Source organism: Bacteroides sp. AF29-11 (genome assembly GCF_003602895.1).
GTDB classification, from domain to species: Bacteria; Bacteroidota; Bacteroidia; order Bacteroidales; family Bacteroidaceae; genus Bacteroides; species Bacteroides uniformis.
This window is the reverse complement of the sequence record NZ_QTLY01000004.1, coordinates 274,706-293,908: the sequence shown is the minus strand read 5'-3', so window position 1 is coordinate 293,908 and position 19,203 is coordinate 274,706. Positions and strand designations below refer to the sequence as shown.

Annotated in this window: 11 protein-coding genes; 4 read left to right on the top strand and 7 right to left on the bottom strand. The window is 44.3% G+C overall.

The annotated features are described in order from the left end of the window. The 7 genes from DWZ03_RS08735 to DWZ03_RS08705 form a co-directional block, all read right to left on the bottom strand. On the bottom strand, positions 1-1,602 hold the full coding sequence (locus DWZ03_RS08735; RefSeq protein WP_120129655.1) for a vitamin K epoxide reductase family protein: 1,602 nt from the start codon (positions 1,600-1,602) through the stop codon (positions 1-3). 9 nt (positions 1,603-1,611) lie between these two features. After that, complete coding sequence (locus DWZ03_RS08730) at positions 1,612-3,093, bottom strand: TlpA family protein disulfide reductase (RefSeq protein ID WP_120129652.1); 1,482 nt, start codon at positions 3,091-3,093, stop codon at positions 1,612-1,614. Between the two features lie 91 nt (positions 3,094-3,184). Then, a complete protein-coding gene (locus tag DWZ03_RS08725; protein ID WP_016272096.1) occupies positions 3,185-3,385 on the bottom strand; it encodes a TIGR04149 family rSAM-modified RiPP in 201 nt (66 codons plus the stop codon). 71 nt (positions 3,386-3,456) lie between these two features. After that, positions 3,457-3,690, bottom strand: a complete 234-nt coding sequence (locus tag DWZ03_RS20190; RefSeq protein ID WP_229122453.1) for a DUF3244 domain-containing protein — start codon at positions 3,688-3,690, stop codon at positions 3,457-3,459. Positions 3,691-3,984: 294 nt separating this feature from the next. Further along, on the bottom strand, positions 3,985-5,733 hold the full coding sequence (locus tag DWZ03_RS08715; RefSeq protein WP_016272099.1) for a hypothetical protein: 1,749 nt from the start codon (positions 5,731-5,733) through the stop codon (positions 3,985-3,987). Between the two features lie 566 nt (positions 5,734-6,299). After that, the gene (locus DWZ03_RS08710) at positions 6,300-7,034 is read right to left on the bottom strand and encodes a carbohydrate-binding family 9-like protein (RefSeq protein ID WP_120129649.1); all 735 of its coding nucleotides are present in this window, start codon (positions 7,032-7,034) and stop codon (positions 6,300-6,302) included. Then, positions 7,025-8,107 (bottom strand): phosphotransferase enzyme family protein, encoded by a 1,083-nt coding sequence (locus DWZ03_RS08705; RefSeq protein WP_120129646.1) that lies wholly within the window; start codon positions 8,105-8,107, stop codon positions 7,025-7,027. The genes DWZ03_RS08710 and DWZ03_RS08705 overlap by 10 nt, the downstream gene beginning before the upstream one ends. A gap of 189 nt (positions 8,108-8,296) precedes the next feature. Here DWZ03_RS08705 and DWZ03_RS08700 point away from each other — a divergent pair, with 189 nt between their 5' ends. From DWZ03_RS08700 to DWZ03_RS08685, 4 genes are all read left to right on the top strand, one after another. Then, positions 8,297-12,370, top strand: coding sequence for a hybrid sensor histidine kinase/response regulator transcription factor (locus DWZ03_RS08700; protein ID WP_009037414.1), 4,074 nt, complete (start codon positions 8,297-8,299; stop codon positions 12,368-12,370). A gap of 129 nt (positions 12,371-12,499) precedes the next feature. Beyond that, positions 12,500-14,059 (top strand): sulfatase family protein, encoded by a 1,560-nt coding sequence (locus tag DWZ03_RS08695; protein ID WP_120129643.1) that lies wholly within the window; start codon positions 12,500-12,502, stop codon positions 14,057-14,059. Positions 14,060-14,229: 170 nt separating this feature from the next. Beyond that, positions 14,230-17,310: a SusC/RagA family TonB-linked outer membrane protein gene (locus DWZ03_RS08690; protein WP_005826038.1), complete on the top strand. Its 3,081-nt coding sequence runs from the start codon at positions 14,230-14,232 to the stop codon at positions 17,308-17,310. Positions 17,311-17,336: 26 nt separating this feature from the next. Next, positions 17,337-18,827, top strand: coding sequence for a RagB/SusD family nutrient uptake outer membrane protein (locus DWZ03_RS08685; protein WP_034522898.1), 1,491 nt, complete (start codon positions 17,337-17,339; stop codon positions 18,825-18,827). The last annotated feature ends 376 nt before the right edge of the window (positions 18,828-19,203 follow it).

The window sequence follows — 19,203 nt, the reverse complement described above, 5'->3', positions numbered from 1 at the left end:
TTAACTATATAAAAAGTCAATATCTTTGATGTTATAATAGCTTGGAAATTTCCTCCCATTAATAAATAGAATGGGGGTAGTGTAAAACTTATGTGTTATACACCATTTTTCTTGTGCATTGATGAAAGGCTCGTATTTAGGGATTTCATCCAAGAACTTAATGTTATGTAGGATTTTATTTTTACTGATAGGATAGTTATCAACATATTTTTTTAGTATCATGGCAAATAATTGGGGATTCTTTTGATAGCCAGAGAGAATATGGGAAGCTATTACTATCGATTCTGGATGTTTCTTTTGGTCTAACAAAAATATTAAATCCAATTTGGTATTGGCTTTTCTTTGAAGGATGGGCATTAGTTTTTGTAGCTCTTTTATGCATGAAACACAAATAGGACTGAAAATAAGAGTAAGGCATATTTCGGCATCTGGATTTCCTATTGATATTTTATTCACTTTGTCAACATCTGTAAGACAAAGTTCTTGTTGAAAAAGATATTGGGAAATGTTTTCGTCATATATTAATTCGTTGTATTTTCTTTTCAAGGTGGTGTGTTCTTTTTGAGTGGCAATTATCGGCTTGATGACTATATAGATAGATGTAACAGTAACGAAGATCGTCGTTATTTCTATTATTGATTTCAAATGTAGCAATTCGTATATATAATTCATCTTTAAAGTACATATACTTAGCATAAACAGAAAAACGAATACCACTTGTACAGAAAGGCAAAGGGTACACCATTTTCTTGCTATGAATTTCTGATAAAAAAGAGAATAGCATACATATCCGATACTGCAAACAGACAGGAAGTTTATAAGTGCCTGTGCTGTACCAAATGGTAGGAATAGTAATACAATTAAAAGAGATAAAAAATACACAAAACCTATATCGCTCCAAGAAACAAGTCCGAGGAAATATGCGTCTTTGAAATCCAAGATAGAAGAACAATCTATATTATTCTTATTTCCGGTGGCTGAACATAATTTTTTAATGTGTACATTGTACTTGTCTATTTGGTCTACAAACAAAAGTATGGATGCAGTCAGTCCTCCTAAAACGCCTGTAAGATATAGATAAAAAAGAATGCCTCCTTCGTGCTTTAAAATAAGTAAATATGCGAATAATATGGCTACACACAATATAAGCATAGGATATTTTATTTGCTGAATGATTGTGCTGAATTTCATTTTTAGTGGAATACTGATTTTACCTGGTCGGTTATCCATAATAAGGATGTTACCGTCCCACATATCTTCAAAATCCTTTCTCGATATACTTTCTATCTTTCCTTTCTCATCAATAGTCTGAATAGATTCGGCAGTAACTTTTGTTATAAACAGGAACAAATCCACATTTGTAATAACATGAGCAATGAAAGGAGAGGGTATATTTGTCAGTTCTTCATAACTGGTATGTATGGCAAAACTATCTTTGCCCATCCTATGTAATATATACTGGAAAGATAGGAAACTGGGAAAATCCGGATGTTCCTTCAATATTACATATAATGCAGCAGAATATTTGCAGCCATAATATTTTGTGATAATCTTCAAAATGGTTCTTGCATTGTCTTTTATTATTTTTTGATGTGCATTCATTCTGTTGCTTTACTGTTTTAAATATTTGTCTATCGTTGTTGCCGCTTGTTGGTCACTTGGTCTTGGAGCATTCACTTCAACAATATTGCCCTGTTTGTCGAAAATGATGTATCGGGGAATTAATTCCAGCTTTAGCTTTTCCAGTATTTTACTGTTCTTTGGGTTTGTGATGAGGAAATTGTCGGGTACTTCCGACAAGCCTTCCTGCTCTACTGCCTTTTTCCAGCTGCTTTCCTGGTCCTTGAAGGCGAGATAGACGAATACCACATCTTTTCCCTTGTACAGCTCTCTTAGCTTTGCCGATGGAGGCATTTCTTCCCGGCAGGGTACACACCAGCTTGCCCAAAAGTCCACATAAATGACCTTTCCCCTGTTTTTTTTCAACAATATGTTCAAGTTGGTAGGCTTTCCGTGGATGTCCTTCAGCAATAACTGGTTGGCATCGGCAGACAAGTTATATTGGTCTCTTATCTTGTTGGGCAGCAGTGTGTCTTGGGTGATATGGATATATTTGTCAAGATAGCTGTTTACGTCTTGTGCCGAAAAGTTTTCGCCGATTTCTTTGATGCAGCGTTCAAGCAGGATTTGTTTTGATTTTGGCTGAAATGTTTTCGGAGATAGCTCATCGAAGGTTTGACGCCAGTCGTTGCTTCCTCCCTGCGATTTGCGTATTGTCGGGATGTGCTGATTCAAAAACCAGAGGTAGTAGTCCAGAAATTCACGGTAGGAGGGATAACGGATATATTTGTCGGCTATTCCGGGCTCCATTTGGCGGTAGAAGGCGGTGTCTTCATTCAGCATTCTCCGGGATTCATAGTCTTTCAGCTTGAGCAGGTATTGATAACGGTCGTGTATCTCGCTTGAGATAAGTTTCTGTTCTTTAAAGGAATTGATAGTATCTGTGTAGTTCTTTTTGTAACTGTCGAACATGGATTGTAATGAATCCAAAGGACAATAATCTATTATTAATGAAGTCCAATTGTTGGCTCGTATCATGTTAATGCTTTGGGCAATCCGTACCCAATCGCTTCCCAAGCATGTTTTTGCTTCTAAGCCGGAGTGTGTCCTCCCTTTACGCAATTCATAGTTCATATTATAGATTCTGTTGCGTTCCGGGTGATGCTTGCTGCTTAAAATGGGGTAGTTCAGGCTATCCATTGAAATAGTAATGGTATCCCCTTGCATTAAAGGGTAGTAGTTGAACTCAAAATCCCCATAGTTGAGCCCCAGCTCCTTGAAATGTTCAGTGGAATAGAGGGTTATGGTATCGAAATCTTTGTCCGGCATGTATTCCATAAGAGTTCCTATACTGTCGGTATAGAGGACTTTAGGCATCGGCACGTGTCTCACTCCTCCCGGTGTCCTGTGGGGCTTAGGATGGTAATGATTGAAACATACTACAATATTCTTTCCACATTTCTCATTGATGGCTTGTTGCCGGCAAGATGAAATGCTTATTACCAGAAAAAAGATGATACATATATACTTCATAAGTATAGGCTTTTAATTTATGATGATATTAAATAATGAATAGGAAAATTATTAGTTTGAATAACAATTTTCCTATTCTGTAACCTGCGGATTATCCGCAGTAGCTACTTGAAGGGCAGCTATCACAGCACCAATTTCCCTTGGCGGTAGCCATGAATTGAGCTTGAACTTTGGTTACACCGCACTCTACTCTACCACTTGGAGATTTGTAGCCACAAGTACCAAAACCACCTTTGATAGCTCTCATTTGTTTTTTATTGAGGGCTTTCGCTTTTAAGTCATTAAAATTCATAGTGTTCAAGATTAATTTAGTTCTACTCTATTAAAGCTTTTCGATTCCGCTTATATTTAGTGCACAAAATATCATAAATTGAAGTAGCCTTCCAAGAATATGTCATCTGTTTCTATTTCAATGGAGTATTCTCCGCTCTTCTCACCGTTAAGGTCTATATTAAGAGTAACAGGATTACTACATGTCTCTGAATAGACCGTTTCACCGGTAGTTTCGTTGGTGATAGTGATAGTGGCAGACTCAATGTTTTCATTGAAGCTGACATTTACCACATTATTATATAGGTAAGCATCTACTATCGGCATATATATGCTACGGACTACAGGACCTCCTTCTTTATTAATAGGTGGTATATAGTCGCCAGGAACTGTTTGTTGGAGAACAATCTTTATACAATCATTCACTTTCTCCGCATGTACTGCTATATTGCCAAGAGAGAAAATTGTTAGCAGGATAAATAATAGTCTTCTCATATTTATACGTTTTATTTGTTTTCGTTGTCATAAATATAGGACTATTTTAGCTTATGGATATGTATAAAACATGTATAAAGTGATGTATAAAGTGCTGTATAACGGTGCTTATATATGTATAAATAGTTAATTTGTCTTAACGCACAGTTCCTTCAACACCTTTTGCAGAGAAGTTGAACCGTGAGGAAAGCCCATCCGCTTCTCAACAATGCGATTCGCTTTTTTGTAGACGGTGTCTCGTTTGCAGCCCAACAGACATCCGAAATAGCTGACCGGCAAATCGGTCAGGTATAGACAGCAGAGGTGAATTTCTTCTTGCAGCAGTTTGCAATCCGCACATAGCCTTAAGGTGATTTGGTTCCAACGTCGGTCTGTTTCGGCAATCAGTTGCAACCAGTCCTCCTTTTCCATGTGCAGCTCCGAGCTGTCATGGTCTTTGTAGTCTTGGATGATTTGCTTCATCTTGGTTTTTACATCCGAATATTTTTGTGTGCTTGTCAAGAGCAGAACTCGTTCGTGGTTCAGGGCTTCCAGCTCATTACGCAATTGCTTTTTCTGCGCTGCATCATAATGCAGTTGTTCCAACTCTCTTTCTAAATATGCGATTCTGTTTTCTTTCTGCCGTTGCTCTTCTTCAAGTTTGGCATTTTGTTGCTGCATTGCGGTTTGTACCTCTTTCAGTCTGTCCTTTTCTTCCTCCAAAAGGAAGGTTCTTCTCCGGTATCTTTTCAGCATGTACAAGGCCAAGAACGCTGCCGCTACAACAGACAACAGGAGACCGTTATATTTACTGATGACTGAATCGTGTTTCTTCTGTTGATGGGCTATCTGGGCACTCTTTTCGGCATCAATCACGGAATAGGCTTGTCTGTTACGGTTGTTCCGCAAACTATCCGTGTAGATGGAGCCGGTTCGTTCCAAGTCCAATGATGTTTTAAAATCTCCGGAAGCTTTTGCTATATCTGATAATAACTTGTAAACTCCTGCTTTTATGGCATGACTCTTATCAGGAAGGGCTTTGTTTAGATAGAAGGAGGCAGAGTCATATTGCCGGTTCTCGTAATAGGCATTTCCTAATATATAGAAAGCATTGTAGCAGAAAGTTGTATCTTCCTGCAGGGCAAAGTTTTGCTTGGCAAACTCCACTGCTTTCTTTCCATTCTCCATTCTGTAGTACAATGTGCTTAGTGCAGACAGTATGGTTCTGTTCAGAGTTTTGTTGTTTGTCATTTTAGCCATATACAGTGCTTGCAGCATCAGTTTTTCAGCTTTCGGATAGAATGACTTCCCTTTTTCCATCCGAATCATTCCCTGCTGTGACAAAGCTTCTGCCTGAAGCAGCGAATCTTTCAGCAGGACAGCCATTTGCTCCGCTTCCCGATATATGGAATCTGCTTGCTCATTTAAATCTTGTGCATAATACAAGTAACCTATATTATTGCAGATAAGGCTTTGCAAACGAATGTTTTTTGTTTTTTTTGCTAAGATGTTCGCTGTAAGAAAGCTGGTAACGGCTTCCTCTGCTTTCTTCATGTCTCTGTAAACGCATCCCCAATAGTAATATGCCCGTGCTTGCAGTAGGGCATCCTCATGCGTGTCATAGTAGCGCACGGCCACTTGTATCAGCGAATCATCCGTCTGCACCATGTAGTTCTTGTCCCGTGCCTGCGTCAGCAGCAGTGCATGGTAGGCACGGTCTGCTTTTGTGCTCAGGCTGTCGGTTGAGATACTTTCCAGCATGTGCAGTGCGCTGTCCGGATGCAAATTCATCAGCGAGTCTGCCCGTACCAATAGTGTATTGTAGTCCGTCTTTTCGGTGCAGGCTGCCAATAGTGCGGTCAGTATGGCTATGAGGGCTATGGTTCGTTTTCTCATGCAGTTTGCAGCTTGATATACTGCAAAAATAATGTTTTTTGTTTAGCTTATCCTTGTCCGGTCGTGTTTTTTTCAAAGGATGCATTCCCGTTTGAACCGTATTCATCGTGTGCTGTACAGGGTTTCTTTGTGTTCCGCATACGTGTTTCTCCCGAGAAACCTTTTGATTTGCCAATGTTCTACTATAGTGAACAAGTCAGACCACTAAGGTGAACAAATCAGCTCACTTAGGTGAACAAATCAGACCACTTAGGTGAGCCGTTGTCAATACGCTGCGTTTGGCACAAGAAATATATATGCTTTTCTCAATAAAGGACGGGGAGAGACGGACGAAAGCCCGTGCGTCTTGAGGGGAGTGATAGTAAGCAACAGGATAAAGCCGAAAGGGTGAGGGCAAATTTTGCCCTCACCCTTTTTATTTGCTCTCACTCACCACCGCAATGCCGATGAACAGGGCGTTTCAGGAAAGCGGTGAGGGTAGTGAGGGCAGGTTTGCAAACTTTCTCTTTTGAACTTGCTGAAGATCTGATTCCGAATACCGGGTTCACACGGAAAATACCGCCTCCTTACTCGAAATGCAGTGCACCGAAGAACTCCGGACAATGGAAGTTCGGCTTCTCCAGTTCAATCGGATTCCAGGAAAGGAAGTGGGGGGTCTGAAGCTTGTCACCACACTTATAGAAGTTGGCACGAATGGTCTGGCCATCCAATGAAGTGATGCGGTGCAGGAAGAAAGCGGAATAGGGAACGACCAGAGCCACTTCCCAACTGCACTCTCCTACTCTTTCTTCAAACGCTTCACGTCCCAAAGAAGCCCAGCGTTGCACCTTGTCGAGCACTTCCTGCGGGGCATGCTGGCGGTTTCCACGTCCGGCACCCGCACCGATAAGCAGCGTTCCGGCACAATTACACTCCATATTGTAGTACACTCCGTCACCGGCAGGCACAGAGAAGAACTCTATACAAGCATCTTCCCAGACCGGACCGTTATCGTGTCCTGCCACGGCGCGTACACTCGCTTCCCTTACCTTGAAATGCAGCAGAATGGCATCTTCCGTATGCGCTATGCGGAACGCCACATCGGGAGTATAAGGAAAAGCAGCCCAATTCACTGTGTTCACGGGCTGAAACGCCACCTTCTCTTCATCCAGAAGAGCCGGAACCGACTCTACCGGTATATTGGCCACACTTACTTTTTTTACATTCAATTCTTTCATTTTACTATTTTGAGGATTAATTGCAGACAGCGGCAACATGCAAAGAGCTGCCGCTATCGTCATTAAAAACTTTTTCAGATACATGAGTCAATGAATTTTTTCATCTCCGGTGTATGCTCCTCCACGCTCTGCAACAGTTTGAACTGAGCCTTGGTACGCACAAGATTGTGCTCCGGATACTGGATTTTATAATAAGTATCACCGTTGATATAATCTGCCAGGAAGCGTACGCACTGCATGTATGGGAACAAGGCAGCCGCATAAGGCAGATTCTCAATCTCTATCGGCAACAAGAAGGATTTGCCCGATTCCAGATAACCCTTGGTAAATGCCTGGAATATTTCCATATTGAAGTTCACATTATCCAGATTCTTGTCATCTTCCACCCCCGTGTTGGCACCTGAGCGAAGGAAATCGCCATAATCGGAGAAGATGAAGCTGGGCATCACCGTATCCAGGTCGATGACACAAAGCACCGTACCGTCTTCGTCGAACATCATATTGTTCACTTTCGTATCACAGTGGCATACCCGTTTGGGCAGTTTGCCTTCACGGAACAAGCGTTCTGCCTTGCACATTTCATCGGCACGTTTTTCTATTTCATCCAGGAAGTACCGCACCTCCTGCACACGTCCCGCCGCATCGGCAGCCACAGCATCACGGAGTTGCTTCAGGCGGAACTCCATGTTGTGGAAATCGGGAATTGTCTCGCCCAATGTATCTGGAATGTCGGCAAGCATAGCCTGGAAATTACCGAAGGCAGTTCCCGCATAATAGGAATATTCGGGGTTCACCGTCTCGTAAGTCTTGGCACGAGGAATAAAAGTCATGATACGCCAGTAGTTCTCACCGTCATACCAATAGGTTTTCCCTTCGGCCGTGGGGATGAAATGAAGCACTTTACGCTCGACATCGGCCTCTCCTTTCTCTTCCAGCTTCTTACGGATATGCCCGGTCACAGCCTCGATATTAGACTGTAACATCTCTACATTCTGGAAAATGGCATGATTGATACGTTGCAGAACATAGTCCGGCGCATCGGCCTCAGCGGTGGTCACTTTGTACGTATCGTTAATCAGGCCTGAGCCTAAAGGCTTGATTTCACGAACCGTACCCTGCATTTGAAAATGAGATACAATAGATAAAAGGTCTTTCATGATAATAAATGAATTAATTTGTTTACAAAGATACGCCGATTGCCATCTATCAAAAGACAAGTATCGTTCGGCGCGCTTCCAAAATTATACATTTATCCAAACATAACCGCAAAAACTGCCTAATAAATAAGAAGTCTTGTACAAAATATACCTATATTTGTAACTGAAACCTTAAAAACTACCCGAAAAGTGCGAACGTTTATCATCCGGCTGCTTCTTGTTTCAGTAAGCATGATTGCTGCAACCCTGCAGGCGCAGAACATCACCTTCAACCATCTGACAACCGACGACGGTCTGTCACAATTCTCCGTGAACAGCCTTTACATCGATGAAAACGGTGTATTATGGATTGGAACCCGAGAAGGCTTGAACCGTTATGACGGAGAAGACATACAAACTTACAAGCTGCAGAAGAACGACCCTTACAGCCTTTTCTGCAACACCGTGCTGCGCATGGCCGGCAACCGTAACGGAAAAATCTACCTGCTCTGTACGGAAGGAGTAGCCGAGTTCAATCTCGCCACCCAAAGATTCACCACCCTGCTGCAAGGAAATGTGCACAGCATATATTACAAAGAGGCCCTTTTCATCGGAAAACAGAATGAAATCTACCGCTATAACGAGCAGACCGGGAACTTTGACCTCTATTACCAGCTTCCCGGAAAAAGTCTGGAAATCTGCTGTATGCATCTGGACAAAGGACAAATGTGGATTGGAACGACCACCGACGGAGCATACCGCCTGCAACTGGACAAGAACGAGCTGACCCACCCCATCCTGAAAGGCAACATCACCAGCATATACCAAGACAGCGAAGGCGAGTTATGGATTGGCAGCTGGGAAGAAGGGCTGCACCATGTAAAGACCGACGGAACCATCGAAATCTTTGAATACGACGCAAAGAACCCTTACAGCATCTCTTCCAACTTCGTGCGAGCCTGCTGTGAAGACAATCTGGGAAACATCTGGATTGGGACATTCAACGGATTGAACCGGTATGACAAAAGTACGGGACTCTTCCAGAACCACACTGCCAGTGATGCCCAGAGCGACGGACTGACACACTCTTCCATCTGGTGCATCGTAAAGGACAACCAAGGAACGCTGTGGCTGGGGACCTACTTTGGCGGCGTCAACTACTTCAACCCCGAGTACGAGATATACAGCCGCTATATGTATTCGCCCATCGAAAAGAAGGGGCTGAGCAATCCGGTTGTAGGCCGCACCATCGAAGACAAGGACGGCAATCTGTGGATTGGCACCGAAGGGGGCGGACTGAACTATTACAACCGCCGTACCCGTGAGTTCAAATGGTTCCGCCCGGAAATCGGTCCCAACAGTATTTCCCATAACAACATCAAGGCTCTCTATTATGATGCCTCCAAAGACATCATCTGGATAGGAACCCATCTGGGCGGACTGAACAGACTGGACATACGCTCGGGGCGATTCACACACTACCGCATGGAAGCAGGTAATCCGGAGACCTTGCCTTCCGACATCATCCGCGATATCGCGCCTTACCAAGACCACCTGGTGATAGCCACCCAAAACGGAATCTGCCTCTTCGACCCTGCCAACGGGAAATGCCAACAACTGTTCCAGGACAGCAAAGAAGGCAAAAAAATCAAGATGGTGGCAGATGTCACTTTCGACAGCAACGGTACGCTCTGGATTGCAGCCACGGGCGAAGGTGTGTTCAGCTACCGTTTCGATACCGGCAAACTGACCAACTACCGCCATGATACTGCCGACCCACACAGCATCAGCAACAACAATGTAAACAACATTACCCAAGACAGCAAAGGCAATCTGTGGTTCGCCACTTCGGGCAGCGGACTGGACTTATACCGCCCTGCCAGCAACGACTTCGAGAACTTTGACCAAGCGAAGAACGGCCTTTCCAGCGACTGTATCTATGAGACGGAGGAATCCCCCACCAGCGGCAAACTGCTGCTCATCACCAACGAGGGCTTCTCCATCTTCGACTACCGGCAAAAGGCATTCCTGAACTACAGTGCCGAAAACGGTTTCCCAATGACTGCCGTCAACGAGAATGCCCTTTGCGTGACCCGTGACGGAGAAATATTCCTGGGAGGCACGCAGGGAATGATTTCTTTCCATGAAATGGAGTTGAACTTCACGCCGAAACCCTACAAAATCATCCTCTCCCGCCTCATTGTGAACGGAACGGAAATACAAGTGGGAGATGAGACCGGTATCCTGCAGCAAGCCTTGTACTGCACCCCCGAGATTACGCTCAACGCTGACCAGTCCATGTTCAGCATAGAGTTTGCCACTTCAAACTATGTAGCCGCCAACAAAGACGACATCATCTATAAGCTGGAAGGCTTCTCCAACGACTGGAACAGTGCCCGTGGACTGCACAACATCACCTATACCAACCTGAATGCCGGAACCTATAACTTGATTATAAAGCCCAACGGAAAAGACGAGAGCCTTTGTCCGCAAGTCCACCTGACCATACACGTGTTGCCTCCCTACTACAAGACTCCCCTTGCCTATCTTATCTACCTGATAGTGACGGGAATCCTGCTCTGGTATCTGGTGCGTACCTACAAGTCCAGAATCAAGTTGCGTGAATCACTGAAGTACGAACAGAAGCACATCCGTGACGTAGAGGCCCTGAACCAGTCAAAGCTACGTTTCTTCACCAACATTTCCCATGAATTCCGCACCCCGCTGACACTCATCGTGGCCCAAGTGGAAACGCTGATGCAACTCCAGAACTTCACGCCTGCCATATATAACAAGGTACTGGGCATCTACAAGAACAGCATACAGCTACGGGAACTCATCACCGAGCTGCTCGACTTCCGCAAGCAGGAACAAGGGCACATGAAGATAAAGGTAAGTCCACACAACATCGTGAACTTCCTATACGAAAACTATCTACTTTTCCTGGAATATGCCAGCGCCAAACAAATCAGCCTCTACTTCGAGAAGGAAACAGACAGCCTCGAAGTATGGTATGACCAAAAACAGATGCAGAAAGTGATAAACAACCTGCTGTCCAACGCCGTCAAGCATACCAAGGCGGAAGACAGCATCACCCTCAGCATCAAGACCGAAGGCAGCAATGCCGTCATCCGCGTGACCGATACCGGCAGCGGCATAGATGCCCGGGAAGTGGACAAGATATTCGACCGCTTCTACCAGATAGACCAAATGGACTCTACGGATGCAAGCAAGACGGGTACGGGTATCGGCCTGGCATTGACGAAGGGTATCGTGGAGCTCCATCACGGCACCATCCGTGTGGAAAGCGAACTGGGCAAAGGTAGCAGCTTCATCGTAAACCTGCAATTGGGGAACGCACAGTTTGACGAAGAGCAAATAAATAAGAATGCAGACAGTGTGCAACAAATAGAAATTCCCAAACCGGAAAACGATGCCCTGCTCAAGGCGGAGCTGGAAGAGAGTGCTCCCATCAAACGACTCCCGGATGCAAAAATCCTGATAGTGGAAGACAACGACTCCATCCGCGACATGCTGGCAGGTATCTTCAAGCCCTTCTACGAAGTGCTGACTGCGGCCGACGGAGCGGAAGGACTTGCACTGGTGCGCAGCGAAATGCCCAATATCGTAGTCAGCGACGTGGTGATGCCCAACATGTCGGGAACGGAACTGTGCAAACAGATAAAGAGCGACTTCAACACCTGCCATATTCCCGTGGTACTGCTCACGGCACGTACTGCCATCGAACAGAATATCGAGGGACTGCGCATCGGTGCGGACGACTATATCACCAAGCCGTTCAACACCAATCTATTGATTTCGCGCTGCAACAACCTCGTGAACTCGCGCATCCTCCTGCAGGAGAAGTTCAGCAAGCAGCCGCAAGCCTTTGTACAGATGCTTGCCACCAACCCCATAGACAAGGAGATTCTGGACCGTGCCATGGCAGTCATCGAGCAACATCTGGACGATACGGAGTTCAACGTCAACGTCTTTGCCCGTGAAATGGCAATGGCACGCACCAATCTGTTCACCAAGCTGAAGGCTATCACCGGACAAACTCCGAACGACTTTATCCTGACCATCCGCCTGAAGAAAGGCGCTCTAATGCTGCGCAACAATCCGGAGCTGAATATCACTGAAATTGCGGACCGGATCGGTTTCAGTTCTTCACGCTATTTCTCCAAATGCTTCAAGGACATTTACCATGTCAGCCCACTGGCCTACCGCAAAGGAGAGAATGGAGGAGAGGAAAGTACGGAAGACAGTGAAGAGACATCTTAATATTGTACATCAAGCCATCGCATGATACGGTTTGTACTTTTTCTCCCTTCCCTTGTACTTCCTTATACACCCGATTCCATAAAACCTCTTACCTTTGACCTCAGAATTACAATCTAAAGTCAAAGAACTATGAAGCATTTTTCCCCCTTGTGGTCTCTGATTCCCGGTGCAGCCCTGATAGCGGGATGCGGAAGCCAACCTAAAGACAAGACTTCGGAGCACTCGCCGCAGAAGCCCAATGTAGTATATCTGATTGCTGATGACCTGGGTATCGGCGACCTGAGCTGTTACGGTGCCACCAAAGTAAGCACTCCCAACATTGACCGCCTTGCCGGACAAGGCATGCAGTTTACCAACGCTTATGCCACTTCTTCCACCAGCACTCCTTCCCGTTTCGGCCTGCTGACGGGCATGTATCCCTGGCGACAGAAGAATACCGGCATCGCTCCGGGCAATTCCGAACTCATCATCGATACCGCCTGCGTCACTATGGCCGATATGTTCAAGGAAGAAGGCTACGCCACTGCAGCAGTGGGCAAGTGGCACCTCGGCCTGGGCCCTAAAGGCGGTACAGACTTCAACCACTCCATCAAACCGAACACCCAAGACATCGGCTTTGACTATGAATACATCATCCCCGCTACCGTCGACCGCGTTCCCTGCGTCTTTGTAGAGAACGGACATGTAGTGGGCCTCGACCCCAACGACCCTATCACTGTGAGCTACGACCACAAGGTCGGTGACTGGCCCACCGGTCTCGAAAACCCCGAACTCGTCAAGATGAAACCCAGCCAAGGGCACAATAACACCATCATCAACGGCATCCCCCGCATCGGCTGGATGACCGGCGGCAAATCCGCCCTTTGGACAGACGAAGACATTGCCGACGTGATTACAGACAAGGCCAAGAACTTCATCACAGCCCATAAAGACGAACCTTTCTTCCTTTATATGGGTACGCAAGATGTACATGTTCCCCGCGTGCCACATCCGCGTTTCGCCGGCAAGAGTGGTTTGGGCGTACGTGGCGACGTCATCCTCCAGCTGGACTGGACCGTGGGTGAAATCATGCACACTTTGGACAGCCTCGGCATTGCCGACAACACCATTTTTGTATTCTGCAGTGACAACGGTCCCGTCATAGACGACGGCTATCAGGACCAGGCACGCGAACTGCTGAACGGCCATACTCCCATGAAGTACTACCGCGGTGGGAAGTACAGCGCTTTCGATGCCGGTACCCGCATTCCCTTCATTGTACGCTGGCCCAATGGCATCAAGCCCGGCAAACAACAAGCCCTCTTCTCCATGATTGATGTATACGCTTCATTCGCCGCCCTACTGAACCATCCGCTGGAAGCAGGCATCGCTCCCGACAGCCGCGACCAGCTCAACAACTTCCTGGGAACCGATACTGCCGGATGTGACTATATTGTACAACAGAATCTGGACAATACACTCTCCATTATCCAAGGAGACTGGAAATACATAGAGCCCAGCGACAAGCCGGCACTGGAGTATTGGACAAAAATAGAAATGGGCAACGCCCCGCAGCCCCAACTGTACAATCTTTCCATTGATCCGTCCGAAAAAGACAATGTGGCAGAAGCCCATCCGGACAAGGTAAAAACGCTCTCTGCCCTACTGGAAGAGGTGAAGGAAGCAAAGAACCAAAGTGAAAGGGAATAAAAGTACAAGAGTGGTATAGTTCGCAAGTTTTGTACGAATTCGTACTTTTTGCGAACTATTAACTAATGCATTTGTATATTCCATCCCCTACATTTGCGATGTGATTCAACTCTGAAGTGAGTACAAAACAAAGAAACAACCTTTATTAATAACTAATTAAATTAATATTTATGAAACAGAAATCCAGCTTCTTTAAAGCATTAGGTATTATGTTGCTTTCTGTCCTATTTGCCACGCAGGCCAATGCACAGAATCTCACAGTAACAGGTACAGTGACTGACAACTTAGGTCCGGTGATTGGTGCTTCTATCCAGGTGGAAGGAACAAGTAACGGATGTATCACAGACATTGACGGAAACTACACCCTTCCCAATGTTCCGGCAAACGCAACTCTCGTATTCTCCTATATCGGATATCAGACACAAAAGATTGCCGTAGGCGGAAAGACCAAAATCGACGTAAAACTGGCAGAAGACAGCCAATTGCTGCAGGAAGTTGTCGTAGTGGGTTACGGCGTTCAACGTAAAAGTGACCTGACCGGTGCAGTTGCTTCTGTAAAAGCAGCAGATGCATTGAAGAATACCCCGACCGGTAATGTATCCGATGCATTGCAGGGACGTATGGCCGGTGTATCAGTTCTCTCTGGTTCCGGTAATCCTACTGAAGACAATACCATCCGTGTACGTGGTATCAACTCTATCACAGCAGAAACCGGTCCTTTGGTTGTTATCGACGGTTTCATCGGTGGTTCCCTTCAGTCGTTGAATCCTTCCGATATTCAATCTATCGAAGTATTGAAAGACGCATCTGCAACAGCTGTTTACGGTTCTCGCGGTGCAAACGGTGTAATCTTGGTTACTACCAAAAACCCATCCCAAGACAAATTGACCGTATCTTTTAATGCATTTGCCAACATCAAGACTGTAGCCAAGTATGCTGATAATCTTTCTACCTATGAATATGCCAACCTGGTTAATGACTATGGTAAGGAATATTTTGGATACGGCGACAATCACTATTATAGTGCAGAGCAATTAGCAGCCTTCAAGTCTGGCAAAGCAGGTTATGATTACTCAAGAGAAATCTTCCGCAGCCCTGCCGTTACACAGAACTATGAAATGTCTATTGCAGGTGGTGGCGAAAAGACTACTTTCCTGGCATCTCTCCGCTATCAAAACGATGAAGGTATCATCAAGGAGTCAAGTAGCCAAATCTACAGCTGGCGTTTGAAAGTAGATACCAAAATCAAGAAGTGGCTGAAAGCTGGTATGAACATCTATGGTCACTACAGAGAAACAAGTACTCCACGTGTCAATGAATATGATGGTTTAATCCAACAAGCAATGTACTTTCCCAGTACTATTGAACCGCAAGATGAAGATGGAAACTACAATAATTCATTTTTTGAGGGTAGTTCAACTTACAATCCAATGGGGCATATTTGGGAAGCAGACAATGCCAACAAGACAATAAATAATCGTATACAAGGTTATGTCCAGTTTGACATCATGGACGGTTTGAGCTTCCGCTCACAACTGGGAGTTCTGCTTGACAATAGACTAAACACTTCCGTACAAAATGACAAAAGTTACTATGCTTTCAAGAATAGCAATTTATCGCAAGGTCAAGCACGTAGTTACTGGAACACTTCCTGGTTAAACACCAACACATTAAGTTATGTAAAAGAATTTAATGCTAATCATCGTGTCAACGCAACTGCTGTTTTCGAACAGTCTTATGATAATAATTTCAATCATACCGGTACTGCTTATGGTTTGGATTATATTGATAGGATCGGTATAAACAACTTGGCATGGTCAAATGCAGAGCTTGCTACCAATAGCTCCGACCGTGTTATCAATACATTAATGTCAGGTATGTTACGTGTAAACTACGTATTTATGAACCGTTACATGGTTACTGCATCTATTCGCGCAGATGGTTCTTCACGTCTTGTTGATAAATGGAGCTATTTCCCATCTGCAGCTTTGGCTTGGGACTTGAAACAAGAAAGTTTTTTGAAAGACAACAGCTTTATCGACCAATTGAAACTTCGCCTCGGTTATGGTTCTGTAGGTAACCAAGCTGTAGAAGCTTACCGCCCCTATTCCAAACGTACTCCAATAAGAAATAGTGATGGCTCCACCTCTTATAAAGTAGACCGCCCTGCTGCTCCTTACCTAAAATGGGAACGTAACGACCAGTTCAATGCAGGTGTTGATTTTGGTATACTCAACGGTCGCATACGCTTGACTGCCGATTGGTATAGCAAATTATCCAAAGATATTTTGTTGGATCTGGCACAACCAACACACATGGGATTTCCCTCATTGTTGATGAACTCTGGCGAAATCAAGAATACTGGTATAGAGTTCACAATCAGTGCAGACCCATTTACCGGTAAAGGCTTCAGCTGGCATACCGACGTTACTTTATCGCATAATAAAGGAACTTTCAACAGCATACCTACAGCTAACCATCGCCAACAGCAAGCCGGAAGTTTCCAAAATCAATTATTCCAGATGATTGAAGGTGAAAAATTAGGTACATTCTGGGGATATACTTTCGGAGGTATCTGGCAGGAAGATGAAGTGAACGCTCCATTCGTAGACGCCAACGGTCAAACAAATGGCAAAACAAACGGTGAAGTCTATAAAGTCGTAGCTGGTAACTCTAAATATGTAGATACCAATAAAGACGGAGTACTGAATGATGCAGACCAAGGTATCATCGGCTGTGGTCAACCGACATTTAACTGGGGTTGGAACAATAGCTTCAATTACAAGAATTTTGATTTCTCATTCTTTATGGTAGGTTTCCATGGCTTTGATATATACAATGCAACTCATCAAATGGGATTCAATACAGTTTCCGGTCAGAACATGGCTGCAGTAACTCCAATGCGTGACTTCTTGAACCGTTGGACGCCAACCAATACAAATACAGATGTACCGGGTTTCGTACAAGGAGGCACAGAAAACAAAGTATTCAGCAGTCGTTTTGTAGAAAATGGAAGCTTTATCAAGATGAAAAGTATCACCTTGGGTTACACTTTGCCCGAATTAGCCTGCAAATCACTTGGTATCAGCAATCTCCGACTTTATGTTTCCATCCAGAATCCGTTCCATATCACCAACTATTCCGGTCTGGATCCTGAAGCAACAATGGGAAGCCCACTGATACAAGGTGTTGATTGGGGCTCATATCCTAACAGCCGTAATTATCTGATTGGTTTAAATTTTGCATTCTAATGATTTACCTTTTAAACAAGAATAATATGAAAAAATTAGCATATATAGCAACAATAGCCTGCAGTATGTTCCTGACAACTTCTTGTGTAGACCTGACCCAAGAGCCACAGTCTTTCATTACTGATGAAGATTACATTGCCAGCATGGACCTAACAGGTCTTCAACAAGCTGCAACAGGACTTTATAACGATTTATGGAATGGGAACTATGGTTTTAACTGCCGTTTACAACGCATAAATGTATGTGCAGATGATATTACTTATCGTGCGGCAAAAGCAAATAATGAATTGGCCAATTACTATAGACTATCTCCCAATATCACAGCCAACACTGCAGATTTCGATACTACTTGGTCACTATTTTTTGCCGTTATCAACCACTCCAATACACTTATTAATAAGACGGTATTACCGGAAAATGCAGACCAAGCCAAGAAGTTTGAAGAAGTATTAGGAGAAGCTTACTTCCTCCGTGGACTTTCTTATTTTTATTTGGTACGCATGTATGGTGATGTACCCCTAATTCTAGCAGAAACAGACGCTTCAACGTACATGCCGAGAACTGCTGTTGCAGAAATCTATGATCAAGCGATTATTCCTAGCTTGAAAAAAGCAGTAGAAATATTACCGGCAAAAAGTCGCAGCGGCTTCAGCTCTACTCCTTCCAAATGGGCAGCCGAAGCTTGTCTGGCAGACGCTTACATGACAATGGCCGGTTGGCCTTTGAAAAGAGGACAAGAGTATTACTCACTGGCAGCGGCTGCAGCTAAAGACATCATAGACAACTCTGGTTTGTACCTGACCGAAGAATATGCAGAATTGTGGAAAGAAGCCAATAAAGCACAACCCAATGAAGTAATGTTTGCCATCCACCATAATGCGAAGATGAAGACGGCAAGTAACTATGGAAAGTCTTACTACCCCAGCGATTTTGCCCCCAATGCCGGTTGGTCTGACTACTATGCAAACGAAAGCTTCTTTCTAAATTATCCGGATGATGCACGTAAAGAGTGGAATTATATGACAGAATGGGAAACTAAAAACGGTCATGTCACTTATAAAGAAAGTGCCGATAAGCTTCCCGCCATTTCCAAGTATTATGACTATGACAACGGCGCACCCGGTAAGAGTGCCCAAGCTAATGGTATCACTTGTATCTACCGTTACGCCGATGTCCTGCTGATGTACGCAGAAGCTTCCACCCGTGCCACAAACAGTGTAAACGCACAAGCTTTGGATGCCATTCAGAAAGTACAGAAACGTGCCGGTTATGCACAAGACCAGCTGACCACAACTACTGATCCTACAGCTTTCACAACAGCTGTATTCAACGAACGCGGTTGGGAATTCTTTGCAGAAATGAAACGTTGGTTCGAACTTGTTCGTCTGGAAAAGGTAAGTGAAGTTAGAGCCGAGACTTGGAATGGTTCGCTTTTCCAAAGCAACAACCATTATTACTTCCCCATACCTTATCAGCAAATCCGTCTGACACAGTGGACTAATAATGCAGGCTACTAATACTGATAAAAACGTAATAACACAAAACTTCTAACCTTATTTATCAAGAAATCAAATAGACCTTAATCAATTTGATATGTACGAAAGGGAGGGGCCGTGAGGTTCCTCCCTTTTATTTATCAATACAATGTAATACTACCCAAACAACATCCAACTAAATCAGGGAAAAGACATCCAGCTGGAAACTAAAAGCTTCATGCTGAAAACTAACAATATAAGACTATCCCTAATAGATAAAACAACGATATCACTCTATTTCCAATACTCTCATTAGAGCGTGATAGATAGGTATGAAAAAACACCTATCACACCCTAATAAATTTATAATCACATATATACTCCTTTGCGTGATAGCGTGACAGATGTTTTTATTTTT